The 25,234-nt window shown below is 35.4% G+C and carries 26 protein-coding genes; 15 read left to right on the forward strand and 11 right to left on the reverse strand.

All coding sequences use genetic code 11. The annotated features are described in order from the left end of the window. The first annotated feature begins 89 nt into the window (after positions 1–89). From AC0L0O_RS02030 to AC0L0O_RS02040, 3 genes are all read left to right on the forward strand, one after another. Positions 90–974 (forward strand): ABC transporter ATP-binding protein, encoded by an 885-nt coding sequence (locus tag AC0L0O_RS02030; protein ID WP_000058137.1) that lies wholly within the window; start codon positions 90–92, stop codon positions 972–974. Positions 975–976: 2 nt separating this feature from the next. After that, positions 977–2,197 carry an ABC transporter permease gene (locus tag AC0L0O_RS02035; RefSeq protein WP_001224968.1) on the forward strand — a complete coding sequence of 407 codons (1,221 nt, stop codon included), beginning with the start codon at positions 977–979 and terminating at the stop codon, positions 2,195–2,197. 118 nt (positions 2,198–2,315) lie between these two features. Then, positions 2,316–2,747 (forward strand): Rrf2 family transcriptional regulator, encoded by a 432-nt coding sequence (locus AC0L0O_RS02040; RefSeq protein WP_000512998.1) that lies wholly within the window; start codon positions 2,316–2,318, stop codon positions 2,745–2,747. Positions 2,748–2,806: 59 nt separating this feature from the next. Here AC0L0O_RS02040 and AC0L0O_RS02045 read toward each other — a convergent pair whose 3' ends face one another. After that, complete coding sequence (locus tag AC0L0O_RS02045; protein WP_000913202.1) at positions 2,807–3,472, reverse strand: aquaporin; 666 nt, start codon at positions 3,470–3,472, stop codon at positions 2,807–2,809. Between the two features lie 143 nt (positions 3,473–3,615). Next, positions 3,616–4,581, reverse strand: a complete 966-nt coding sequence (locus AC0L0O_RS02050; protein ID WP_001201652.1) for a DMT family transporter — start codon at positions 4,579–4,581, stop codon at positions 3,616–3,618. A 100-nt stretch (positions 4,582–4,681) separates the two neighbouring features. Here AC0L0O_RS02050 and AC0L0O_RS02055 point away from each other — a divergent pair, with 100 nt between their 5' ends. Next, positions 4,682–5,254, forward strand: coding sequence for a helix-turn-helix domain-containing protein (locus tag AC0L0O_RS02055; RefSeq protein ID WP_001983701.1), 573 nt, complete (start codon positions 4,682–4,684; stop codon positions 5,252–5,254). 65 nt (positions 5,255–5,319) lie between these two features. Here the strand turns inward: AC0L0O_RS02055 and AC0L0O_RS02060 are convergent, their stop codons facing one another. From AC0L0O_RS02060 to nikC, 8 genes are all read right to left on the reverse strand, one after another. Next, positions 5,320–5,505 carry a PspC domain-containing protein gene (locus AC0L0O_RS02060; protein ID WP_000038792.1) on the reverse strand — a complete coding sequence of 62 codons (186 nt, stop codon included), beginning with the start codon at positions 5,503–5,505 and terminating at the stop codon, positions 5,320–5,322. A gap of 229 nt (positions 5,506–5,734) precedes the next feature. Beyond that, complete coding sequence (locus tag AC0L0O_RS02065; protein ID WP_001983634.1) at positions 5,735–7,039, reverse strand: SLC5/6 family protein; 1,305 nt, start codon at positions 7,037–7,039, stop codon at positions 5,735–5,737. A gap of 3 nt (positions 7,040–7,042) precedes the next feature. Further along, a complete protein-coding gene (locus AC0L0O_RS02070) occupies positions 7,043–7,738 on the reverse strand; it encodes a response regulator transcription factor (RefSeq protein WP_428888966.1) in 696 nt (231 codons plus the stop codon). After that, positions 7,735–8,508 carry a sensor histidine kinase gene (locus tag AC0L0O_RS02075; RefSeq protein WP_000958971.1) on the reverse strand — a complete coding sequence of 258 codons (774 nt, stop codon included), beginning with the start codon at positions 8,506–8,508 and terminating at the stop codon, positions 7,735–7,737. The genes AC0L0O_RS02070 and AC0L0O_RS02075 overlap by 4 nt, the downstream gene beginning before the upstream one ends. A gap of 69 nt (positions 8,509–8,577) precedes the next feature. Then, entirely contained in the window at positions 8,578–9,564 is a 987-nt protein-coding gene (locus tag AC0L0O_RS02080; protein WP_000108441.1) for an ABC transporter ATP-binding protein, read from the reverse strand. Position 9,565: 1 nt separating this feature from the next. Beyond that, positions 9,566–10,582, reverse strand: coding sequence for an ABC transporter ATP-binding protein (locus AC0L0O_RS02085; RefSeq protein WP_001034325.1), 1,017 nt, complete (start codon positions 10,580–10,582; stop codon positions 9,566–9,568). Positions 10,583–10,596: 14 nt separating this feature from the next. Next, positions 10,597–11,517 carry a nickel ABC transporter permease gene (nikB, locus tag AC0L0O_RS02090; RefSeq protein ID WP_000928488.1) on the reverse strand — a complete coding sequence of 307 codons (921 nt, stop codon included), beginning with the start codon at positions 11,515–11,517 and terminating at the stop codon, positions 10,597–10,599. A gap of 15 nt (positions 11,518–11,532) precedes the next feature. Next, entirely contained in the window at positions 11,533–12,432 is a 900-nt protein-coding gene (gene nikC, locus AC0L0O_RS02095; RefSeq protein ID WP_000453817.1) for a nickel transporter permease, read from the reverse strand. Positions 12,433–12,759: 327 nt separating this feature from the next. On the opposite strand from nikC, the gene AC0L0O_RS02100 reads away from it, so the two are divergent. From AC0L0O_RS02100 to AC0L0O_RS02140, 9 genes are all read left to right on the forward strand, one after another. Then, positions 12,760–14,325 (forward strand): glutathione ABC transporter substrate-binding protein, encoded by a 1,566-nt coding sequence (locus tag AC0L0O_RS02100; RefSeq protein WP_001211308.1) that lies wholly within the window; start codon positions 12,760–12,762, stop codon positions 14,323–14,325. Positions 14,326–14,434: 109 nt separating this feature from the next. After that, a complete protein-coding gene (locus AC0L0O_RS02105; RefSeq protein ID WP_000114209.1) occupies positions 14,435–15,685 on the forward strand; it encodes an amidohydrolase family protein in 1,251 nt (416 codons plus the stop codon). Positions 15,686–15,698: 13 nt separating this feature from the next. Next, the gene (locus AC0L0O_RS02110; RefSeq protein WP_001178579.1) at positions 15,699–16,943 is read left to right on the forward strand and encodes an amidohydrolase family protein; all 1,245 of its coding nucleotides are present in this window, start codon (positions 15,699–15,701) and stop codon (positions 16,941–16,943) included. 93 nt (positions 16,944–17,036) lie between these two features. Beyond that, on the forward strand, positions 17,037–17,936 hold the full coding sequence (locus AC0L0O_RS02115; protein WP_000198917.1) for a DMT family transporter: 900 nt from the start codon (positions 17,037–17,039) through the stop codon (positions 17,934–17,936). Between the two features lie 30 nt (positions 17,937–17,966). Further along, entirely contained in the window at positions 17,967–19,271 is a 1,305-nt protein-coding gene (locus AC0L0O_RS02120) for a purine/pyrimidine permease (RefSeq protein ID WP_001983757.1), read from the forward strand. Between the two features lie 165 nt (positions 19,272–19,436). Further along, complete coding sequence (gene gerE, locus AC0L0O_RS02125) at positions 19,437–19,661, forward strand: spore germination transcription factor GerE (protein WP_000659484.1); 225 nt, start codon at positions 19,437–19,439, stop codon at positions 19,659–19,661. Positions 19,662–19,834: 173 nt separating this feature from the next. Then, positions 19,835–20,122, forward strand: a complete 288-nt coding sequence (locus AC0L0O_RS02130; protein WP_000780754.1) for a hypothetical protein — start codon at positions 19,835–19,837, stop codon at positions 20,120–20,122. 154 nt (positions 20,123–20,276) lie between these two features. After that, positions 20,277–20,939 (forward strand): type 1 glutamine amidotransferase domain-containing protein, encoded by a 663-nt coding sequence (locus AC0L0O_RS02135; protein WP_000919614.1) that lies wholly within the window; start codon positions 20,277–20,279, stop codon positions 20,937–20,939. 155 nt (positions 20,940–21,094) lie between these two features. Beyond that, positions 21,095–21,733, forward strand: a complete 639-nt coding sequence (locus tag AC0L0O_RS02140) for a TetR/AcrR family transcriptional regulator (RefSeq protein ID WP_001233029.1) — start codon at positions 21,095–21,097, stop codon at positions 21,731–21,733. 49 nt (positions 21,734–21,782) lie between these two features. Here the strand turns inward: AC0L0O_RS02140 and AC0L0O_RS02145 are convergent, their stop codons facing one another. Further along, positions 21,783–22,466: a type 1 glutamine amidotransferase domain-containing protein gene (locus AC0L0O_RS02145; protein WP_000728504.1), complete on the reverse strand. Its 684-nt coding sequence runs from the start codon at positions 22,464–22,466 to the stop codon at positions 21,783–21,785. 360 nt (positions 22,467–22,826) lie between these two features. Between AC0L0O_RS02145 and AC0L0O_RS02150 the strand changes: the two genes are divergently transcribed. Together AC0L0O_RS02150 and racE are read left to right on the forward strand one after the other, a co-directional pair. Further along, positions 22,827–24,152 carry an MFS transporter gene (locus AC0L0O_RS02150; protein ID WP_000513876.1) on the forward strand — a complete coding sequence of 442 codons (1,326 nt, stop codon included), beginning with the start codon at positions 22,827–22,829 and terminating at the stop codon, positions 24,150–24,152. Between the two features lie 210 nt (positions 24,153–24,362). Continuing rightward, entirely contained in the window at positions 24,363–25,172 is an 810-nt protein-coding gene (racE, locus tag AC0L0O_RS02155) for a glutamate racemase (protein ID WP_000774002.1), read from the forward strand. Positions 25,173–25,234 lie beyond the last annotated feature (62 nt).

The raw sequence follows: 25,234 nt of genomic DNA on the forward strand, positions 1-25,234 counted from the left end.
GAGGATGGAGTGTAGTGCTATATTTTATCCTGAATAAACATAGTCTTTGAAAGAGAGTATGAATGATACTAAAGGGGAGGCTTTATACTTTGAGTTTACAAATTCAAAACTTAACGAAACAATTTGGGGAATCAAAAGCTGTTAACAGCTTGCAAATTTCATTACCAAAAGGTGAAGTGTTAGGATTACTTGGACGAAATGGTGCAGGAAAGACAACGACAATCAAAATGCTTCTCGGACTATTAACACCTAATGAAGGCTCTATTACATGGGATGGAAAACCATTTGGGACTAGTGGGGTAACGATAGGATACTTACCAGAAGAAAGAGGTTTATATACAAAAAGTAGAGTAATAGACCAGTTGCGATATTTTGGTAGATTAGAAGGAATGACGAAAAAAGAAGTAGATCTTGCTATTGATCATTGGTTAGATCGATTAGCGATACCAGAATATAAATTTAAAACAGCAGGAGAGCTTTCAAAAGGGAACCAGCAAAAAATTCAATTAATTGCTGCTCTTCTTCATAATCCAGAACTTCTCATTTTAGATGAGCCATTTAGCGGACTGGATCCAGTTAACGCTGGGATGTTAGCTAGCATTATTGAAGAACAAGTACAGAGCGGAAAGACAATTATTTTATCTAGTCATCGTATGGAACAAGTAGAAGCTTTTTGCCAACATGTATGTATTTTGAAAAAAGGAGAAGCAGTCGTAAAAGGCCAGTTAAGTGATATTAAAAAAGAATATGGTTTCCGTAATTTAACGATTGAAGATACAGAAGAGAATGAGAAGGGGTTACAAGCTATACATGTATCGTATGAAAAACAACAAGGCCTTCTTTATGTAAAAGTACAAGATGATGCAGAAGCTCTCAACATTTTACAACAATTGCAAGAGCAAGGTGTTACTTTACGACAATTTAAAATGTTAGAGCCGACGTTAAACGAAATCTTTGTAGAGAGGGCGAAATAACGATGCGTAAATTTTCACATGTATTTTCATTTTATTTTAGAGAAGCGTTTTTATCTAAAAAATCATTAATTACGAGTGCGATTTTATTTTTAATTGTGTTTGGGCTTTTTGCTTTTAATCATTTCACAGCTGATAACGATAAAGGAAAAGATAAATTTGCTGTAGTAACAGAAAGCGATACGTATAAAGTGCAAGAAAGTGATGTAACAAAGTTACTTCCGTCTGCTAAAGTAACGGTAGAAAATAAGGAGAAGTTTAATGAGCTACGTAAGCAAGTAGAAGATGGGGATTTAGACGGTTTATTCCGTATTACAGAAAAGAATGGTATTCCAGAAGTGACGTATATGTATAGTGGTTTTCCAAGTCAATCAACTGCTACACTTATGGCGAGTTATTTGAAGGAACAGTATACAGCGGTAATGATTGAAAAAAATAACGTATCTGCAGAAGTAGCAAAGCAGTTACAGATGGAAATTCCGTTAAAGCAAGAGGCAGTAAAGGATCACGCATCTTCCTTTGGGATTGGCTATGTTTTCTCGTTCGCTTTATATATGTTTATTGTTATCTTTGGTGCTGCAATTGGAACAACTGTAGCATCTGAAAAATCATCCCGTGTTATGGAGTTAATGCTTCCGAAAGTAAAACCATTAACAATGCTACATGCCAAAATTTTAGCAATTGTTTCTAGTGCTTTACTATTACTTGTTATTGCTTCTTTCGGTTTTGTTGTACCAAATTTATTAGGATGGGTAGATTTAGAAAATGCATCTTTAATAGGACTCACACTAGATTTTTCTAAATTGGATGCTGTAGTAATTAGTATGTTCTTTGTGTATTTTGTTACGGGTTACTTACTATACGCAATGCTATATGCAGCGGTTGGTGCTGTTGTATCAAAAATTGAGGATGTACAATCTCTTTCGTTCCCAATTACAATGTTAGGTATGGCAGCATTTTTTATTAGTCTTAAATCATTATTTGATCCAAATAGTACATTAGCTATAGTTAGTTCATATATTCCATTCTTTACACCTATGGTTACTTTTTCAAGGCTTGTATCTGGTGAAGCGGGCACTGTAGAAATTATTGTGACGTTAGTCATTTTATTGGTGACTATTGTTATCGTCAATATGCTTACAAGCCGCATTTACGTAAACGGTGTAATGAATTACTCAGACAAAGTGAAATTTAAAGATTTAGCAAAATTCATAAAGCGTCAATAACGAGAGAAAAGCATGGTTTTCTATTGAAATCATGCTTTTTCTTTATGTATAAATTAAAAATAGTATATAATAATAAGAGTCGTCTTTTAATAGAATGAATAAAAAGGAGGGTGTGCAGATGGGGATTAGTAGTCGTTTTACAGTAGGTGTTCATATGCTGACATTACTTGCGATAGATCGAAACTCTCGCTGTACCTCTGAATGGATTGCCGGTAGTGTGAATACAAATCCAGTTGTGATTCGTCGCATTACAGGAATGTTGAAGAGAGCAGGACTTGTTGATGTACAAGCTGGTAAAGGTGGTACGACACTTGCTCGTGATTTAGAAGAAATTACATTACTTGATGTATATAAAGCAGTGGAAGTTGTAGAAGAAGGACAGCTATTTTCCTTCCATGAAAATCCCAACATTGAATGTCCAGTAGGAGCTAATATTCAATCAGTATTAGAAATTATTTTAATGCAAGCGCAAGAAGCGATGGAAAACGTACTTGCAAATGTAACGGTAGATCAATTAGTTACAAATTTAAAGTCTAAAATGAAAGAGTAAAAAAGCGAGCATCCTCATAATGAGGGCTCGCCTTTTTTTATTCAGAAATATTGAAAATTTTATTTTTCAGTATTTAAAATGAATTTGCCTACGATAGCTGCTACGATACCGCCAAGAATTGGTGCAACGATGAATACCCATAGTTGAGAAAGTGCTTCTCCGCCAACGAATAAAGCTGGTGCGATACTACGAGCTGGGTTAACAGAAGTCCCAGTTAACGGAATACCTAATAAGTGGACTAAAACTAATGTGAAACCAATTACTAATCCTGCTAGAGAAGAACTTCCTTTTTTACCTGTTACAGCAACGATTACTAAAATGAATACGAAAGTTAAAATAAATTCAACTAGAAATGCTCCAGATAAACCAAGAGTTCCAAAACCATTTTGTCCTAAATTATCTAAAGGTGTTTTAGCGGATTGTAAAATTGTTACCAATGTTGCAGTTCCTAATAAACCACCTAAAATTTGAGCTAATACATAATAACAAAGTTCCATAGCGTTCATTCTTTTATTGATGAACATAGCTACTGATACTGCTGGGTTAATGTGACATCCAGAAATTGTTCCGATGCTATATGCCATAGCCACAATAGATAGACCGAAAGCCATAGCGATTCCTAATGTCCCAATTCCTTCAATTCCGCCGCCAATGACAGCTACTCCAGTTCCGAATAATACTAGTACAAATGTACCAATAAATTCAGCGATTGCTTTTTTTAACATAATTTACCTCCTATTATTGCGCATGAAACGTATTATAACATAGGTTTTAGTATAAACAGCCAATGAAATACTATTCTGATAAGGCAAAATAGGGGGACAATAAAAAAAGAGTATGGTTCTTTGTTATAGAACCATACTCTTTTTTAAGCTGTTTTTTTCTGTTTAACGACTGGAACAGAACGGTTTAAAATGCTATTTGCAACCATTCCTAACATAATAATAATCATTCCAAGTAGGGAAAGCCCGCCGGGAAATGAACCATTCAAGAAAACAATTTCGCCAAGCACGGTAAAGACCATTGTTCCAGCTTGCGTTGCTTCAACAGCTCCAAGCAGAGCGAGATTATCTTTTGCTAAGTCAGTAGCAAAGAAAAATGTCATTGTCGCTATAACGCCAGAACATAATGCTAACAAAAATCCTTGCAGCATTTGGCTCGATGTTGGAATACCCGTAGTAGAAAATCCGTATATACCAAGTAAAATGGTTATAGGAAGACTACCTATTGCCATTCCTAATACACGTTGGAATGTATCAAGACGCCCGCCAACAAGTTCCATCATTTTTCGGTTACCGAACGGATATAAGAAAGCAGCTAACACGACAGGTAAAAACCCTGAAATGAACTGAGTTATTGTAATGTGACCGGCAGCAGTTGCTTGCATACAAATTACACCAAGTAAAATAAATAAGGCGACATATAAACTACGAAGTGGAATTTTTCCGCGTACAAGTTTCGTACCTGATTTTGTTTCTATTTTAACGAAAAATAGTGGTGATAGTAGTAAACCTGCTAATATCGTAACTTGCCAAGTTCCAGCAACGAGCCAAGCTGGAGAAAAGACAGCTGCAAAACTTAATAAAGAATAGAAACCAATACCAGCAACAGAACCCCACCCGATCCAAGCCAATGGATGTTTCTTTAATTCTTCCCATAACTCCCTTAAGTTTTTGCGAAATAAAACGATAAGGAATAAAATAGGGAGAGCAAATAAAAAACGGAAGGAAGCTGTCCAAGCCCAGCTCGTTCCAGATACATTCATCGCTCGATTTATAATAAAAGTTGCAGAAAAAAAGGCTGATGATAAAAGGCCTAATAAAATTGCGCGCATGAAGTATAGCACTCCTTTCGAAATTCAATGATTATGTATAGTATAATATACTTTAAGTTTAAAAAAGTAAACTATTTTATATTTTAAGGTGGTTTTATAGATGAAAGAATATGAAGATATGCAAACGAAAGAAGTCATTCAGCAAGTAGGTCAGTTATTAAGACAAATTCGAAATGAACAAAAATTAAGTTTAGAAGAATTAGCTCAAAAAACAGGGGTTAGTAAATTAACATTAGGAAAGATTGAAAGAGGCGAAACGAATCCGACGTTAGCTGTCATTTGGAAAATAACGAAAGGGTTATCGATTCCCTTATCGAGATTGATGGTTGTTGGAGAACCTGTAGCGGTTGCGCGCTGCGGAGAAGGATTTGCAGTAGATGTAGGACAAGCATGGCATCTAGAAACGATGTTCCGTTATACGAAAGAAACGGGGATGGAAATGCACCGTGCTTGTTTAAGGGCGAATAGTATATATGAACCAGAAGCTCATCATGAAGGTGCTATTGAGCTTGTAACGGTAATGAAAGGAAAAGTATTGATTCAAGTAGAAAGCGATGTATACGAATTAAATGAGTTTGACTCCATTCAATTTGAAGCGAATAAGAAACATAGTTATAAGAATGAAGAAGATGAAGTGGCAGTATTACATTTAACGATGAAATATTCTTCGTGAAAAAATCACCTATAGAATGCTATAGGTGATTTTTTATATTTCCATTAAGTATATGCATAATGTCACTAGTACGAACGCGGCATAAGTAATAAACAAATGAAATAAACTAAAAAACCAGTCCCAAAACATAAAATAGCAATAACCCAAAGTATGCGAATAAGAGTAGAGCTAATATCAAAATATTCTCCTAAACCACCACATACACCAAATAACATTTTATCAGTTTCGGATTTATATAATTTTTTTGACATATTACGATCAACTCCTTTTTATAGCAAACTATATACTTCTATTCTATATGGAAATTTATGAGAAGACTATGAGGTTGTATGACATTTTTTTATAAAGTGAACCGTATTTTACAATGTAAATGTGAGGCTACATAAATAATGAATTTAATTTATAGCGCAGTACAATAGTTTGCGATAAAAGTAAAAAGGCCTTAGGTAGCAAAATTTAAACTACCAAAAGGGCCCCATACTATAGTTTCATTTTATATTTGGATTGTTGGTGTATCCAATGTGAAAACGTATAAAAAATACTTAGTGAAAGAGTAACAGTTATACTAGCCCAAATGCTTGTTAAAGGGTCGATTAAGAAGTAAACTGCATAACCAGTAAGGGCACCAATAATCGAGATGAGCGGTATAATGATGCTGATTTTTTGTTTGCTGAAAATGATGAATAATATTGTGATGATAAGAGAGGTATAAAAAATACCAAAGAAAAAAATAATTTCTAAAATTGTATAGTTTGTAGTGATTGTAATGAAAAAAGCTAAAAAACCGATAGCTATAGCAATAAAATGAGTTGCATGTAATTTTGGATTCATTTTTGTACGTATCATCGGTATAACGTCTTGAATGAGTTTTGTAAATCCATGCATCCAAGAAATAAAGCTAGAAGCTATTGCACTTAAAGAGCCGATAACGAGTAAGTAAAATAAAATAGTAAATTCTATTTTTTTTGGAAGTTGAGCTAGGAGATCATATAAATGATCTAAACTCCCACTAAAGATAACTATCATAATTAGAGAAGCGAACGCCAAAGGGATGGTAATCCATATAAACCCTGATAGTAAAAAAGTTGGAATGATTTTTTTAGGGTGAATACGGAAAGCTTTATCCCAAGATGCAGGGCTGATTAATACTCTTCCCGTTTCGATTAGGATGCCGGCAGAAAGAAAATATATTCCGTTTATATTTTCATAAAATAGCAAATAAGGGTGATATAAGCGAATCCCATCGTATACATGAGTAATTCCATCTTGTACAAAAAAATAAATTGGAATAATGATCATGGTAGAAAACATTAATACAGTTTGCATAATAGCCATTTTAGTAAATTGCTTGGCGTTACTTAACATTACGAATATTGTACAAAGGGTAATGAAAAGGAAAGAACCCAATGTATATGGAATATGGAAAAAAACATTAAGTAAAATACTAGCAACTTTCGTTTGAATGAACATACTTTCTATACTTAATAGAACGAGGAAAGAGCATACAATTATATATCCTTTGTGAGAAAGTTTATAAGATAAGTAATCGTGAATGGATTCTCCTTTTGGGAAGGTAGAACGTATTTTTTTTATTAAAATTCCTAATAAAATAAGAGTGAAAGGACCAATCATAGCATAAAGAATTCCAGCAAGTAACCCATAATTAATGATAGATTCAGGTAAAGCGAGTGTTGATATACTTGCGACCCATTTAGATAATAAAAGAACAGTGCCAGTTCCGATACCTAATTGTAAAGATGTGAAAACTGTGTTGTTTTTTGTCACAATTTATCCCTCGCCTCTATATTCTTTCGGAGTCATTCCAGTCATTTTACGAAAAACAGTACTGAAATAATGCTGGCTATTAAAACCAGATCGTTCAGAAATTTGAGAGATGCACCAATGTGGGTGTTCCGTTAAATATTTCTGTGACATTTCAATACGATATTGCATGATATACCCGGAAAATGAAACCCCTACTTCTTCATGGAATCTTCGGCTTAAGTAAGTTGGGTTTGTATGTACTTTAGCCGCGATGTCTGCTAAGTGTAGTTTGTCAGAAAAAGTCTCATGAATGATGACTAATGTATCTTGAATAATACGTGAGTAAGAAATAATATTGGAATCTCCTTTGTATTTTTGCAATACATCGATGAGTTCTTTTTCTATAATTGGTTTTGTTATGTAGTCAATAACGCCTAGACGAATAGATTGTTTTGCATAGTCGAAATTTTGATATGCGGTTACGATAATGATGTCGAGGTTAGCGTTATTATTTTTTAATTTTTCACCTAGTTGTAGGCCGGATATGCCTGGAAGGTGAATATCTAAAAGTGCTAAATGAATTGAGAATTTTTCATTTATACTTAAAGCTTCAGCTGCATCTAAAGCTAGATGTAATGTCCAATTAGGAAACTGGCGGTGAATGAGAAACTCTAATTGCTCCAGTTCTAGCGGCTCGTCATCTACTAATAGCACATTCATTTTTGTATTACCTCCTCTGTGTTTTTTTCTGTGATGAAAGGCCATGTTATTTCTACTGTTGTGCCGTTCTCTTTTGTAGAGAGGAAAGAGAACGTAGTTTGTTCTTGAAAGAATAGTTGAAATCGTTGTTTTATATTCTCAAGTCCGTATCCGCTTTCTTCTGTATGGGAAGTAAATGGTTCATTTTGAGTACCGTTGTCGGATACTAGAAGTGTAATTCGGTTATTTGTATTGTATAAATGAATATTTAAAATTGCTTGACCAGCTTTTTTTTCAAGACCATGTTTAAAGGAATTCTCCACTAACGTTTGAATAACGAAAGGTGGAATATGGGCATTGTGTAAATCTTCAGAAGAATTAATGCTTACTGAAAGCCTCGAGCGAAACCGCATTTTTTGAATCTCAATATAATAATTTGTATACGCTAGTTCTTCAGAAATAGGAATTAACAAATCTGTTGTTTTATATTTTCCTTTTAAAAATAGAGAAAAGATCTCGAGCGATCGGACAACTTCATCTGTTCTTTGCAAACGGGCTAAGCTTAAAATTGTATTTAATGTATTGAATAAAAAATGAGGCTGAATTTGTTGAGTGAGTTGATGATATAAAGACTGTTGCAACTCTCTTTCTAGTGCTATTTTTTTCTTCTCACTTTCTAGTAAGTCGATTCGTTTTTCAAAAATAAATAAACATAATAAAATAATAGCTCCAAAAATTGGAGCTAAGACAAGTATAGTTATTAATACAGCAAATGCTTCATAAGTTAACATACATACCTCAATCTTGTTTTTTATTATTATACTAAAGCGTTGTAAATATTTCTATTATTCAGACTCGCATTAAATAATATGACAGGCTACTTTATGATCTTTACTTATAGATTGAAAACTTGGTTGTTGCGTAGCGCATTTTTCAATAGCATACGGACAACGAGTATGAAATCGACAGCCTGTTGGCGGATTTAAAGGAGAGGGGAGGTCTCCTTTAAGTTCAATACGCTCTTTTTTCGTTCCTGCACTAATGGTAGGAATTGCTGAGAGAAGCGCTTTTGTGTAAGGGTGTTGCGGATTGTTAAAAAGAGAATGTTTATCGGCAATCTCCACGATGGTACCAAGGTACATTACAATGATGCGATCTGATATGTGACGAACGACAGCTAAGTCATGAGAGATGAATAAGTACGTTAAACCATATTGTTGTTGCAACTGCTTTAATAAATTTAAAACTTGTGCTTGCACTGAAACATCTAAGGCGGAGACAGCTTCGTCACAAATGATGAGTTTTGGATTCACAGCTAAAGCACGCGCGATTCCAATTCTTTGCCGTTGACCACCACTAAATTCATGTGGATAGCGCTTCACTGCATCAGGTGGAAGACCAACTTTCCCGAGTAACTCAATTACTTTTGCTTTTCTTTCCCCTTTTGGACATACGTTTTGAATGGACATAGCTTCTTCTAAAATGCTTCCTACAGTTTGCCGAGGGTTTAAAGAAGCGAAGGGATCTTGAAAAATAACTTGTAAATCTTTTCGAACCTTTCGCATTGCTGAGTTATTTAATGCTAGTAAATCTTTATCTTGAAATATAATTTTTCCACTTGTCGCTTCATCAAGGCGCAATATTGCACGCCCAGTGGTGGACTTTCCGCACCCAGATTCACCAACAATACTAACAGTCTCCTTTTCATAAACTGTAAAACTAATATCGTCAACCGCTTTAATATAGCTAATAGAGCGTCCTAGAATTCCTTTTTTTATAGGGAAGTATTGTTTTAAATTTTGCACTTGTAATAAATCTCGTTTATTTATTTGCGTAGTAGTAGACATTTTATAATACCTCCAATTTTTCTGAAGATGATTTATCCCAAAGGTCAGTGAACATCCAGCATCGAACTTCACTTCCATCTTGCGTGAGTTGAAGTTCTGGAAGAGTATTGTGACATAGTTCTTTTGCATGTGTGCATCTATCAGCGAAGCGACATCCACTCGGCATATGGTATGGACTCGGTACGGACCCAGGAATCGTTTGTAATTCTTCTTGGTCTGTATCGAGACTTGGAAGAGATTGAAGAAGTCCGATTGTATAAGGGTGTTTTGGACTAGTAAATATATGCTCGATATCTGCATATTCGACGATTTTTCCAGCATACATAACGGCGACTCTATCGCATGTTTCTGACACGACGCCTAAATCATGGGTGATCATAATAATCCCCATACCGAGTTGCTTTTGAAGTGATTTCATAAGTGATAATATTTGAGCTTGAATTGTTACATCAAGAGCAGTTGTTGGTTCGTCTGCAATGAGTAAATCTGGATTGCAAGCAAGTGCCATTGCAATCATAATGCGTTGTCGCATTCCTCCGCTTAGTTCATGCGGCTCTTGTTTTGCGCGTTTTTCAGGTGAAGGAATCCCAACTAGTTTCAACATATCGACGGCTTTATTCCAGGCTTCTTTTTTACTTAATTTTTGATGGATACGAATTGCTTCTGCGATCTGTTCCCCAACAGAATATACTGGATTCAAAGATGTCATTGGTTCTTGGAAAATCATTGAGATTTGATTTCCGCGAATTGCACGCATTTCAGATTCGTTTTGTTGTAATAAATCTTTTCCTTTAAATAAAATGTTACCTTCAACTTTACTGCCGCTTTCGCGGTCAATTAACCTCATAATAGATAGGGAAGTGATGCTCTTTCCGCACCCAGATTCACCTACGATGCCGAGTGTTTCTCCTTTAGAGACAGAGAAATTTAAACCATCAACCGCTTTACTTACACCTTCGTCTGTAAAGAAATGTGTTTTTAAATCTTTAACTTGTAATACCTCTTCCTTTTTATTCATGTTTGTGCACCCCCTTAATTAAGCTCAATACGTTTATTGAAATAACGGTATAAAATATCAACAATAAGATTGACTAGAACGAAGATGACTGAGGCAATTAATACGCCTCCTTGTAACATCGGTAAGTCTCTCATTCGGATAGCGTCTACAATCAATCTTCCAAGTCCATTTATAGCAAAAACTGATTCTACTAAAACTGTACCGCCTAAAAGTGCACCAAATTGCAATCCAACAACAGTAATAACGGGAATTAATGCGTTCCTCAAAGCATGTTTATATATAACGACTCTTTCTTTTACCCCTTTTGCTCTTGCTGTTCGTATATAATCTTGGCGTATGACATCAAGCATACTTGAGCGAGTCATACGTGCTACAATTGCTGCGCCAGATGCACCTAGTGTAAGTGCTGGTAAAACCATGTGCATCCAAGTTCCCCAACCAGAAACGGGGAATATTTGAATTTGGACAGAGAAGTAGAAAATGAGCATAAGTCCAAACCAAAAGCTTGGTAATGAGACACCTAATAAAGCGATAATCATAATAGAAACATCTGTCCAAGAATATTGTTTTGTAGCAGAGATGATGCCAGCGATCATCCCGATTACAACTGTAATGACGATACTACATAGTGCGAGTTCAATAGTGATTGGAAGGCGGATTAATACTTCGTCTAACACTGGGCGATTAGAACGAATCGAAACTCCGAAATCACCTTGCAATATATTTCCGATATAAGAGAAATATTGCATGATAAAAGGTTTGTCCAACCCTAATTGGTGACGTATTTGCTCGACAGTTTCTTTAGATGCTCCTTCACCAGCGATAAGGAGAGCTGGGTCACCCGGTACCATTTGCATAATTAAGAAAACAACGAATACAACGCCGAAAAGAACGGGAATTAATTGTAGTATTCTACGAAATATAAACATTAGCATATATAATGCCCCTTTCTATTTTTTAAGTCTCGGATCTAGTGCATCACGTAATCCATCACCAAACATGTTTAAACCGATTACGAGTGTAGACATTGCAATTCCAGGAAACATTGCAATATGTGGTGCGGTAAATAAAAAGTCGCGTCCATTACTTAACATGGCACCCCATTCAGGTGAAGGTGGTTGCGCTCCAAGTCCTAAAAATGATAATCCAGCTGCAGATAAAATTGCTGTAGCTAAGCGTAAAGTGGCTTGGACAATAATAGGTGATAAGATGTTAGGGAATATGTGTTTCATAATAATAGTAAAGTCATTTGCCCCTAGTGCTCTTATAGCATCGATATACTCTAATTTTTTTACTGTTAATGTAGAAGCTCTAACGATACGAGCGAACATAGGGATTGAGAAAAAGCCAATAGCGATAATTACGTTCACAAGACTTGGTCCTAGTGCGCCTACAATAGCAAGAGCAAGTAAAATACCAGGGAAAGCTAGCATGATATCGATGATTCGCATAATAACCGTGTCAAACCATCCACCGTAATAACCAGAAATGATACCGAGAATAATGCCGAACAATGCTCCTATAAATACAGAAGAAAATCCAACAAGTAATGAAAGTCGTGTCCCGTGTAAAAGGCGGCTTAAAATATCTCTACCTTTATCATCTGTCCCCATCCAATGTTCCATAGATGGTGGTTGTAATTTGTTGACTAACTGAATGTCAAATGGATTATAGGGTGCTAACAATGGGGCAAATATAGCTATAACAATATAGAAAAGAACGATAATACCTCCGATAAATGCCATTTTATTTCTTTTCAGTTTTCGATAGCTCATAATCCATTTCGATGTGTTCTTCGTTTGAATCGTTTGTAAAGAAGTGTTTTCTTCTTTAGAAAGACGAACTTCCATTTTTCATACCTCCCTTTCTTTATGAATAAATTATCAGAAAATTAAAACGAGTCAACGAGTTTAAAACAATAAGTAAAGAAAATGCAAATAGAAGTAAAGATGTTTTAAAATAATTCAGAAAATTCAAATAGTAAAGAAAGTGCAAATAGAAGTAAAGATGTTTAAAAACTTTTTCCACAAAGTTATTTATAATTACAAATACATAGACAAACTTGAAAAAGAGAGGGTGGTGAAGTGATCTGCTATTAGAAAGTAGGGGGATAGAAAGCTAGACTTAAAGTTTCACTTTAGAATGTAGAGATAAAAGAAAGTGGAGGGGGAAGGGCGATGAGATTCAAAAGGGGACTTGTGAGTTGTTTTATCGCAATTTTATGTCTTTCAGTTTTTCTAGCGGGGTGTTCATCTAATGCGAAAACAGGAAATGAAGGATCAGGAAGCAAAGGGACAAAAGAAGGCGGCGTTTTAACAATTGCTAGACTGTCAGATGCTGATAATTTAGATCCACATTTTATTACAAACATCCCTTCCGCAAGTGTTGTGTACCATAAAGTGTATGAAAATCTTGTACAACGAGATAAAAACATGGATTTTAAGCCGATGTTAGCAAAGGAATGGAAACAGATTGATGATTTAAATTGGGAATTTAAGTTGCAACAAGGCGTAACATTCCAAGATGGTGCACCATTTAATGCTGAGGCAGTAAAGAAAAACTTTGAACGTGTATTAGACCCGAAAGTAGGTTCAAATCGAGCAACTGTTTATTCTATGATTCAAGAAATAAAAGTAATTGATGAATACACAGTACAGTTCATATTGAAATACCCATACTCACCTCTTTTATCTATTTTCGCAAGTAATGAAGGAAGTATTTTAAGTCCGAAAGCAATTGATGAAAAAGGGAAGGGCTTAGCGCAGCATCCAGTTGGGACAGGTCCATATACCTTTAAGTCATGGAAACCAGGTGAAGAAATTCGACTTGAAAAAAATAAAAATTATTGGGGTGAGAAAGCAAAGGTTGATGAAGTTGTATTCAAAGTAGTACCAGAAGATGCAACACGTATTGGAATGATCGAAACTAGTGAAGCTCACATTGCAGAGAATTTACCTGTAACTGAAGTAGAGCGAGTGAAAAATTCACCATCCATGGAGTTAATTGAAAATGAAGGTTTAGGTGTAGAATATATTGGATTTAATGTAGAGAAAAAGCCATTTGACAATCCGCTCGTTCGTCAAGCGATTGCACATGCAATTGAAACGAAAGGGATTTTAAAAGGGGTATATAACAATGTTGGGACTGAAATAAACTCCGTAATGACTCCTAAAGTGTTCGGTTATACGAAAGACGTAAAAGGATATAAGTATGACATTAATACTGCGAAAAAATTATTAGCAGATGCTGGTTATCCAAATGGATTTAAAACAACAATTTGGACGAACGACAGCAAAGTTAGAATGGCGTTAGTGGAAGTAATTCAATCTCAATTAAAAGGGATTGGCGTTGATGTAGAAATTAAAGTTATGGAATATGGTGCGTTTTTAGCTGCAACGAATAAATCAGAACATGCGATGTTTGTTGGAGGATGGGGAAACGCAACAGGTGATGGTGACTATAATCAATATAATTTATTCCATTCTAGTTCACACGGAGCAACTGGTAACCAATTTTTCTATAGTAATCCGGAAGTAGATAAATTAATAGAAGAAGCTAGAAAAGAAAAAGATGAGACGAAGAGAAAAGAATTATACAAACAGTTACAAGAGATTGAATTAAAAGATGCTTTACTAGTACCAATTCGAGGGATTAATCATATTGCGGCAACTACGAAAAATATAAAAGGATTTTGGATTGATCCATCTGGGTATTTGCGACTGGAAGGTGTAGAGCTACAGTAAAATAGAAAATTCTATCAGTGTAAAAATGATTTTACACTGATAGAAATTTTTATCTGTTTTTGTTTCGTTTGTAAGTAGAAAAATCATATTGCGAAGGGAGATTGACAAAGTGAGTGTGAAATCACAATATTGGTTAACGAATGTAAAACTTGAATGTGGGTACGTATATGAGGAATCACGAATTACAAGTACAGAAACGGAAATTTGTAGTTTATTTATTGAAGATGGAAAGATTACGAACATATTACCTGGAATTGTATCAGAGCAAGATGGTGAAGTAGTAAATGCAAATGGTTTACTGGCATTACCAGCATTTGAAGAAATGCATATCCATATTGATAAGACGTATTATGGTGGACCATGGAAAGCGTGTACACCAGTAAAGAGTATATTCACTCGTATTCATGAGGAGCAAACTATTCTTCCGAAGCAATTAGAAACTGCAAAGAGTAGAGCGGAGAAAATGTTGCAATTACTTCTTGAAAACGGAGCGACAAATATTCGAACACATTGCAATATTGATCCTGTAATTGGTCTTGGGAATTTAGAAGCAACGATTGCGGCACTGGAAACATATAAAGATAAGTTATCAGCAAAAATTGTAGCATTCCCGCAACACGGTTTGTTACGAAGTAATTCCGTAGGGCTTGTAAAAGACGCTATGCGTATGGGAGCTCATTTAGTAGGTGGAGTAGACCCAGCTACAGTAGATGGTAATATTGAAAAATCATTGAATACAATTATGGATATTGCAGTAGAGTTTGATTCAGACATTGATATTCATTTACATGACGCGGATCAACTCGGAACATTTACAATGAAGAGATTAGCTGCATTAACAGAAGAAGCAGGGTGGCAAGGAAGAGTTACGATTAGTCATGCTCTTGGACTTGGAGATGTATCTGTAGAAGAAGCGGGGGAAATGGCTGAACGACTTGCGGCATTAGGTATTGATATAACGTCAACAGTTCCAATTAGTAGACATGTAATTCCAGTTCCGTTATTAAATCGTAAAGGTGTAAAAGTTTCGCTAGGAAACGATAGTATAACGGATCATTGGTCTCCGTTTGGGACAGGAGATATGTTGCAAAAGGCAAATTGTCTAGCGGAGAGATTTAGATGGATTGATGAGCGCTCTTTAGGGAAAGCACTTCAGTTTATTACGGGTGGGAAATCTATACTAGATGATCGAGGAAATCGTCAATGGCCAAAAATTGGGGATGAAGCAAATATCGTCTTTACAGAAGCATCATGTTCAGCCGAGGTAGTAGCAAGACAAACAGAGCGCTGTGCGGTTTTATATAAAGGAAATGTTGTTGCTGGTAGTTTGGAAAAAACGGCTATAAATAATCTTGTTTGAGAGGATGATGGAAATGCAAAATGCGTATTGGTTAACGAATGTACGATTAGAAACAGGTTACAAGTTTAATAATGAAGTAGTTACAGGTACAGAAACAGCTTTGCATCATTTACTTATAAAAGATGGAAAGATTGAAAAGATTGTACTTGCGGATGTACCGCTTCAAACAGAATATGAAACGAAAGATGCGAAAGAATTGCTTGTGCTTCCGTCGTTTGTGGAAAATCATTTTCACTTGGATAAGACAAAACTTGGTGGTCCATGGGAAGCATGTACACCAGTAAAAAATATTATTGAGAGATTAGAGTTAGAACAGCAGGAGTTACCGATTTTAGCTCAAACAACTGGAGAGAGAGCAGAGTTATTACTAAGAAACATTTTAAATGCTGGTTCGACTCATATTCGAACGCATGTAAATATTGATCCGTATATCGGTCTTAAAAACTTAGAATCTGTACGTCAAACATTAGAGAATATGAAAGATGCGTTTACATATGAAATCGTAGCATTCCCGCAGCATGGTTTACTTCGTACAGAAGCGCATTCTCTTATGAGAGAAGCGATGAAAATGGGCGCAACTTTAGTAGGTGGTGTAGATCCAGCTACTGTAGATAATAATATTGAAAAATCACTTTTTGATATGATGGAAATCGCTGTAGAGGCAAATGCTGATGTTGATTTGCATTTACATGATGCAGGGCATTTAGGTATTTATACAATTAAAAAGTTAGCTCAGTATACAGAGGAGGCTAGTTGGGACGGACGTGTTGCAGTCAGTCATGCGTTTAGCCTAGGGGATGTATCTAAAGAAGAAGGAGCAGATATGGCAGACTTATTAGCTGAAAGAGGAATGTCTATTATTACGACAGTACCAATTAACAGAAATATGCCGCCAGTACCATTACTTACAGAAAAGGGTGTTCCCGTTTCTTTAGGTTGCGATAGTATGTTTGATTCATGGGGACCATTTGGAAATGCTGATATTTTTGAAAGAGTAGGGCGTTTAGCAGAAAAGTATCGCTGGATTGATGAGAAGTCTTTAGCTTCTTCTTTAGCGTATATTACAGGTGGAAAAACGCCATTGGATCAAGAAGGAAATCAAGTTTGGCCTAAAGTAGGAGATAAAGCTGATTTCGTCTTCTTACAAGCTACTTGTTCAGCAGAAGCGATTGCTAGACGAGCAAAGCGACCAGCTGTAATGAGAGACGGAAAAATAGTAGCAGGTTCCTTGCAACATGTTCAAGGAGTATTGATTTAATTTACGTATCTCCCTAATTTATATATTTTTTTTCAAGGGTTCCTAATGAAAGAATAGGAATCCTTCTTTTTTACGAGAAAAGGAGGGGAATAGGTGACACGTACATATATATTACTGTTTATATGTGTAGTAGTTTGGGGGAGTAATTTTATATTTGGTGCGATTTTAGTAAATACATTTCATCCGGTGTTGTTAACGACACTTCGCTTACTATTTATTAATTTGTTTTTTCTAGCATACGCTATTATGTGTAAGAAAGACTTATATATAGAAAAGAGTGAAATGAAAAGTGTATTATTAATTGGAATCATAGGTGTCGCGATCAATCAATGGTCTTTTTATGAAGGGTTACAAACCGCAGATCCAACAACAGCTGCGCTAATATTAGCACTTACTCCTGTTATGACTTCTATTCTAGCAGTATTTATTTTAAACGAACCGTTAACAGCTAAGTTAGTAATAGGGGGAGGGATTGCTACTTTTGGAGTGTTTTTTGTAATTGGTGTTGGGCAGAGGTTCGTCTTTTCAGAAGGGTTAATATGGATTTTTATAACGATGCTATCTTTTTCTTTATCTATCGTTTTAATTCGGAAATTGGGGAATAGAGATGATATGTTTTTTATTACATTCTTTTCTTCAATTTTTGGTTTTTTAATTATGCTACCGTTTCTTGCTTTTACCTTTTCTCACATAACGTTGAAATACTCTATAGAGAGTTGGTCGCTTCTCATTGTGACGGCAATACTTATGCATGGAATTTGCACATTAGTTTGGAATAATCAATTGAGAAAAGCGCAAGCATCAACAGCAGCTATGTTTTTAAATTTAGAACCATTCGTTACGATGGTGGTAGGGTATATTATATTGCAAAAAAGTGTAACAGCCATTCAAATAATTGGAGCTGTTTTTATCGTTTGTGGAGTTTACACTGCAACATTTGGATACGGGAAGAAATCGAAAGGACAAAAAGAGTTGTTTCGAAAAGCTACGTAATAGTATAGCGTGTATTTCTGTGTGAAATATATGGAAGGGATGAAAAATTTGGACAATCAACATAACCAAAATCATATTATGGGAACTTTGCAATGGTTTATATTTTTATTAGCAAATTCAATCGCACTACCAATTGTCGTTGGCGGATTATTTCATCTTACGACGGAAGAAATATTTTATTTAATGCAGCGTACGTTTTTTGTAGTTGGTATATCTTCTTTTTTACAAGGGTGGCTTGGACATAGACTCCCAATTGCGGACGGACCAGCTGGATCTTGGGTTGGCGTATTTACCGTACTTGCTTACGCAACGGCCGGACAAGATCAATTACATAGTACGTTGCAAATTTTAGAATTAGGAATGATAATTTCCGGTGTTATTTTAATAGGATTAGGCGTAACAGGTTTTATCGGACGTATTTTATTTTTGTTTACGCCGCTTGTGACAGGGACGTTTTTACTTTTATTATGCTTACAATTAAGCGGTGTATTCCTAAAAGGGATGTTAGGAATTACTGCTACTGCTTCTCAAATTGATGGATTTACAGCGATAATTGCGTTTAGTATATTTCTTTTCGTTATTATACTATCTAATTTTGGAAAAGGTTTTGTCAAAAGTTACGCGGTTTTAATAGGTTTAATTAGTGGGTGGATTCTTTTTCTAATTGCAGGAAAAGTTACGATTCCATCTCAAGTAAATCATTTTGTGCAACTTCCGCAAATATTTGCTTGGGGGCTTCCGAAATGGAATACAGGTATGGCAGTATCGAGTTTCGTTATGGTATGTATTTTAGTTTCGAATACAGTGGCAGCTATTATAGCAATTAATCAAGCTACCATCCAAAAAGCGACTATTGAACAGAAACAGTTGAAGGATGGAACGTGGGTTGGAGGGATTTCACACATCATTTCCTCCATATTTTCAACTGTAGGTGTCGTGCCATTACCGGCAACGGCAGGATTTATACGTTTAACGAAACAAAAAAATATACGTTCGTTCTTACTAGCATGTATGTTACTAGTCGTAATGTCGCTGTTTCCAAGTATTATTCGTTATTTAGCATCTTTACCGTCCGCTGTTGCATCTGCGGTTTTAATGGCTTCTTTCGTACAGTTAATTGGAATTGGGTTAAATAATATAAAACAAGTGGAGCTTAATGAAAGGAATGTAACAATTTTAGGTGTTGCAGTATTATTTGGCAGCGGCGTTATGTTTTTACCGTCTGAAGCACTACAATCATTGCCTTCTGTTATGCAATATATATTCGGGAATGGTTTATTTGTAGGTACTGTTGTAAGTATATTGCTAGAACAAATATGGCGCATCGGGAAATAAGTGGATACAAAGAGTGTACGCACTGTATAAAAGTCTAAAATAACATGTGAAATAAAGCCCATTTTCATTCACCACCCGCACATTTCGTTCATACAATATCTTGACTAAATAAACACCCAACTTACACATACACAGCTCTGGCTTAAGCAAGGAGGGTTATACCAGTTGAAGGAAAAAGCGTATCAATCTAAACCTTTACTCACAAAGAGAGAGAGAGAAGTATTTGAATTACTGGTTCAAGATAAAACAACGAAGGAAATTGCAGGTGAACTTTTTATCAGTGAAAAGACAGTTCGCAACCACATCTCAAACGCAATGCAAAAGCTAGGGGTTAAAGGACGTTCACAAGCAGTTGTTGAGCTTCTTCGTATGGGAGAGCTCGAGTTATAAAAAGAAAGCCGACTTTTGTAAAAGAGTCGGCTATTTTTCTGTTTATATTTTGAGCTTAAAAAAGGTATCTCAGACTGTGAGGGGGAAGATATGTTTAAGAAAGAAATGTTAAAAATAACTATTTTAAAATATGATGAGGTATCCTTGTCATTCATGGATAAGAAGGTGCAAATATGAAGTTGTATTTTAAGGATATGGAGATAGGTGAAATTAAAGATGTTTTTGGAGACATGCCATGGATGTATGGAACAATTCGTTTATTCGAGAATAGTAAACCTTTCCAAAAATATTTTCGTGAGATGGTAGACGAAGATAGTATATTTGATTTTGAAAGCATAGACCCTGAATTTTTATATGAAGAAAATTGGTCTATTTTTGATGAGGATGCTCAGCGGTATTTAGGGATTGATATACCTGCTATTCATATGGAGGATACAACAATTGCGTGGCGTTGGAGATAAAAGCTATACAGTTGTGAACATCTTTGTATGAAAGAATTCAAACGATAACAATAAGCTCACTTTTTACAAAAGGTCAGCTTATTGTTATCGTTTTTTCCCTTGCTATATGAATGATAAGAACACTCCATACATAAATAGGTAGTAAGGAGGGGATATGTTGAAAAGGATATTGTTAGTTTCAACAAGCGCTCATGATATGAATGGACACCCGACTGGTTTGTGGCTGGAAGAGCTCGCAGCTCCTTATAACTTGTTTAAAAAAGCTAAGTTCGATGTTGATATTGTGTCGATACAGGGCGGTAGAGTGCCGATTGATAGAGTTTCTATTCCGAACGGGATACCTCGTGAATTTAAGCATGTCGCTTCTTTATTGCAAAATACGAAGTCGATCTCAACGGTTCATTTTTCGGATTATGATGCGGTTTTATTTGGTGGTGGACACGGGGCGATTGTAGATTTTCCAGGTAATCCATATGTTGCAAATTTAATTGTGAATATGTACAACAACAACCGAATTGTAGCGGCTGTTTGTCACGGAGTAAGTTCTTTAGTCGGTGTGAAAAATAAGGACGGCTCGTTTTTTAGTGCGGGTAAGCATATAACAGGTTATACAAATGATGAGGAAAAAGCTGTACATTTAGAAAAGCGAGTGCCGTTTTTGTTAGAAAATAAATTGAAAGAAGAAGGGGCTTTGTTTTATGTGGCTCCAAATTTTACGCCGCACGTCGTAGTAGATGAGCGTTTAATTACAGGGCAAAATCCGCAGTCTAGTATGGAAATAGGGAAAGCTATAAGAAGAGCTGTAAATAAAGTATAGAAAAAGTGCTCGTTACTCATAAAGGTAGCGGGCATTTTTCTATAGTATAAATGACCCCTTAAACTAAAAAGATGTATTGAGTATAGTGACTTCATTTATAATTAATCGCGAATTTGCTATACTATTTTGTATGGACAAAAGGGGAGGCTCTTTTAATGAGAAAAGTTGCATGTGCAAACACTTATATTAATAAAATAAAGCCTGTTATTAGAAAAACGAGTTTTAGTCAATTGAAAATAGATGAAATTGCGAAGTATATGGATATTAGTAAAGCTACTTTATATAAACGTTTTTCTTCAAAAGATGAGATTATTGAAGCTGTGGTAGAAGATTTTATGAACTACCTTCTTGAAGGAGATGCGTATAATCAAGATGAAAGTATGTCTTTTGCAGAACGTTTCCAAAAGACGTTTATTCACTCTTTAAAATGTGTGACGTATATTTCAGATGTCTTTTTACAAGATTTGAAAGAGGCATATCCGCACTTATCTGATCAGTTAGTCGCTGCACAACAAAATCGTAATCATAATTTGCAAATCTTTTTTGAAGCTGGTATGGAACAAGGCTACTTTAATAAAATGAACGCACAATTATTTATGGTGCAAGATGATGTGATGTTAAGACGTATTATAGATCATTCTTTTTGTATTCAGTACGATATTACGTTAAAGAAAGCGATACTTGATTTTTATCAACTAAAGAAGTATCAACTTTTTAAACCAGAGTATATAGAAGCAATTGATGATTCGGAAATTGAAAAAGAAGTTATTGCTATTTTGCAAATGATTTCGTAAAAAAGCAGGTTTTCCTATTGTAATGGAAAACCTGCTTTTTTATTACATGTTATTTTTTTGCGTGTTGTAATACTAATTCAGCTACTGCATCACCTGAAGCTGGGTTTTGACCAGTGATAACACGATTATCTTCTACAGCGAAAGCTTCCCAAGGCTCTGCAGCTTTTTCGTAAAGTCCTCCATTTTTCATGAGTTCATCTTCTGTTAAAAATGGAACAAATTGATCTAATTCAGCTAGTTTCTCTTCTTCATTCGAGAATCCCGTTACTTTTTTACCACTAATTAAACGATCCCCATTGCTTAATGTGATATGAAATAAACCAGCAGCTCCGTGACAAACAGAGGAAACGATTCCGCCATTTTCATAAATGTTACGGCTAATCATTTGTAGTTCTTTATTTTCTGGGAAGTCCCAAATCACACCGTGACCACCTGCGTAATAAATAACAGCATAGTCTTCCGGATTCACCTCACTCGGTTTCATTGTAGAACCGAGACGATTCATAAATTCTTTCTTTTGATACCATTCCCAATCGATGCTCTCCGCCATTGCTAAACTATGCGGATCAATCGGTGTATAACCACCTTGTGGGCTAACATAATCTACTTCGTAACCAGCTTCTTCAACTTTTTTAACGAAATGGACAGCTTCGCCAAGCCAAAGGCCAGTAGCTCGATTTAAATTTGGATATTTTTCTACGCTCGTTAATACGACTAACATTTTTTTCTTCATCATAATCCTCCTGTAATGTTTCTTCTATATAAAAGTTTATTATTTTATTAAGTTAGAAATTGCAAATTTGAATAACCATGTCAGCCCTCCTTATATCGGATTGGAAATTAGTGTATAACAATTTTTAAACAAAGTAAACTAAAAACACTTAATTAGTTTACTTTGTATATTTTTCGTTGACAAACTGGAATGCTGAAACTATGATAGTTCCATGAATATCGAACAACGTACATGTTTCGTTTCGAATTCAATTTGTCGCGCGATAAATATATACATTTGATGAAGTTGTTTAGCAGCGATAGAAGCGCTAAACAACTTTATTTTCATTTACAGTTACTACAATCAGGAGAGGTGTTACACATGGGGAAAGATATAAGTAACCATTCAAAATGGTTTGTTTTCACATTATGTTTTATCGTTTTATTAGGACCGGTGAATGCGGTTTTATTTAATGTTGCGTTAGAGGATATGGCTCATGATTTATCCATTAGTCAATCGAAAGTAAGTTGGGTTGTAGTAGGTTACTCCTTAGTTGTCGGTATTGGTTCGATGATATATGGGAAACTGGCTGATCGTTATAGTGTGAAAAAACTATTAATTATTTCAATCATCATATTTGTAGCGGGTTCTATTATTGGATTTGTAAATCAATCATATGCGATTGTCATTTTTGCAAGATTAGTGCAGGCGAGTGGGGGCGCGGCGTTTATTGCGCTTAGTATGATTGCGGTAGCAAAATTAGTTGCTCCTGCTAAGAAGCCTGGTGCTTTAGCGATGATTAGTTCTTCTATTGCGTTAGCGGTTGGTATTGGTCCTTTAGTTGGTGGGGCTATTACAAATACACTAGGGTGGCCATATTTATTTTTATTTATGATTATCTCAGTATTGGGGATTTTCTTGCTTATAAAATTTATGCCAGGAGAAGCGCATCATACGGATGAAGTGTTTTATTTTGATTACATTGGAGCGGCGTTACTATTTGTATTTATTACGACTGTTTTGGTAGGTGTTAATATGAATAGTTGGCTATTTGTGTTATCGATAATTTCCTTATTTTTATTCACGGTTCGTATGAAGAAAGCGGAGCACCCATTTATCGATATTGAGTTATTTTCGAACAAAGCATTTCTTCGTTTAATAACAGTCGGATTTATAATTAATGTGGCGTTATGTGCTAATTTATTATTATTGCCATTACTGTTAGGAAGAGTACACGGATTGTCGCCGTTTATTATCGGAATTGTATTATTTGTTGCATCACTTTTCGGTATTGTGTCTAGTTTTATTACTGGAAAGATTATCCCTTCGTTTGGAAATGTGAATATGATTTATGTAGCGTCTGTCATTATGATTGTTGGCTTTTTAATTTTAGGGTTTATTCCGAATGGAAGTATAGTCGTTATTGTATTGGCGATTATTTTAACGTTTATGAGTTATTCTGCCATTCAAGTATCATTGAACACATTTATACCGAAAACATTACATGTAGCTAAAGTTGGAGTCGGTCTTGGTTTATATAATTTAATTAACTTTTTCGGTATGGCATTTGGACCAGCTGTAGCAAGCCGAATTATGGAATCTACAAATAGTTATCGTTTTAATTTTATTTTAATCGTCATGTTAATTTCTGCTCATTTCTTCTTATTAATAGGAATGTCTTCTTTCCGAAAAAAGATGGAGCATTAAATATGTACTTTATATAGAAGAAACCGACTTTCCTATAGAAGGTCGGTTATTTTTCTGTCTTGCAAATTATGAAAAAAAGGAGCAAAATAAAAAAGGTCCTAGTCTATACAGGTACAAATGAAAATTTTCATACAGAAGCAGTTTAAGTGCGCGAACTTAAAGTGTGTAAAATATAATGATAAAATAAGATGATGAATGAGAAAACGGGTGATGAAGTTGAATAGAGCAATCGGTGTTATCGATTCAGGAGTTGGCGGCTTAACAGTAGCGAAGGAATTAATTCGTCAGTTGCCGAAAGAGCGCATTATATATTTAGGGGATACAGCACGTTGCCCTTATGGTCCACGTTCTCGAGAAGAAGTGCGCCAATTCACGTGGGAAATGACGGAGCATTTACTAGATTTAAATATCAAAATGTTAGTTATTGCATGCAATACAGCAACTGCAGTTGTATTAGAAGAGATGCAGAAACAATTACCAATTCCAGTGGTAGGAGTTATTCACCCAGGATCACGTACAGCTTTAAAAGTGACAAACACATACCATGTTGGGATTATTGGAACGATTGGAACGGTGAAAAGTGGTGCATACGAAGAGGCGTTAAAGTCTATTAATAACCGTGTTATGGTAGAAAGTTTAGCGTGTCCGCCTTTCGTTGAGCTTGTAGAGAGTGGCAATTTTGAAAGTGAAATGGCATATGAAGTTGTAAGAGAAACGTTGCAACCGCTGAAAAATACTGATATTGATACACTTATTTTAGGTTGTACACATTATCCGATTTTAGGTCCTGTCATTAAACAAGTAATGGGAGATAAAGTACAACTCATTAGTTCAGGTGATGAAACAGCGCGTGAAGTAAGTACAATTTTATACCATAGTAAAATGTTGAATGAGGGAGAGGAGCAAAGCGACCATCTCTTCTTAACAACAGGGAAAATAGGCTTATTTAAAGAAATTGCATCAAAATGGTTCGGTCAACCGATTGAAAATGTGAAACATATTCATTTAGAAAAAGAATAATAGTAGAATCCATATAAGTGAACTCCTGAGAAATCAGGGGTTTTTTGTTTATAGGGAGCACA

It is taken from the genome of Bacillus sp. GS3m_15504 (assembly GCF_055825275.1).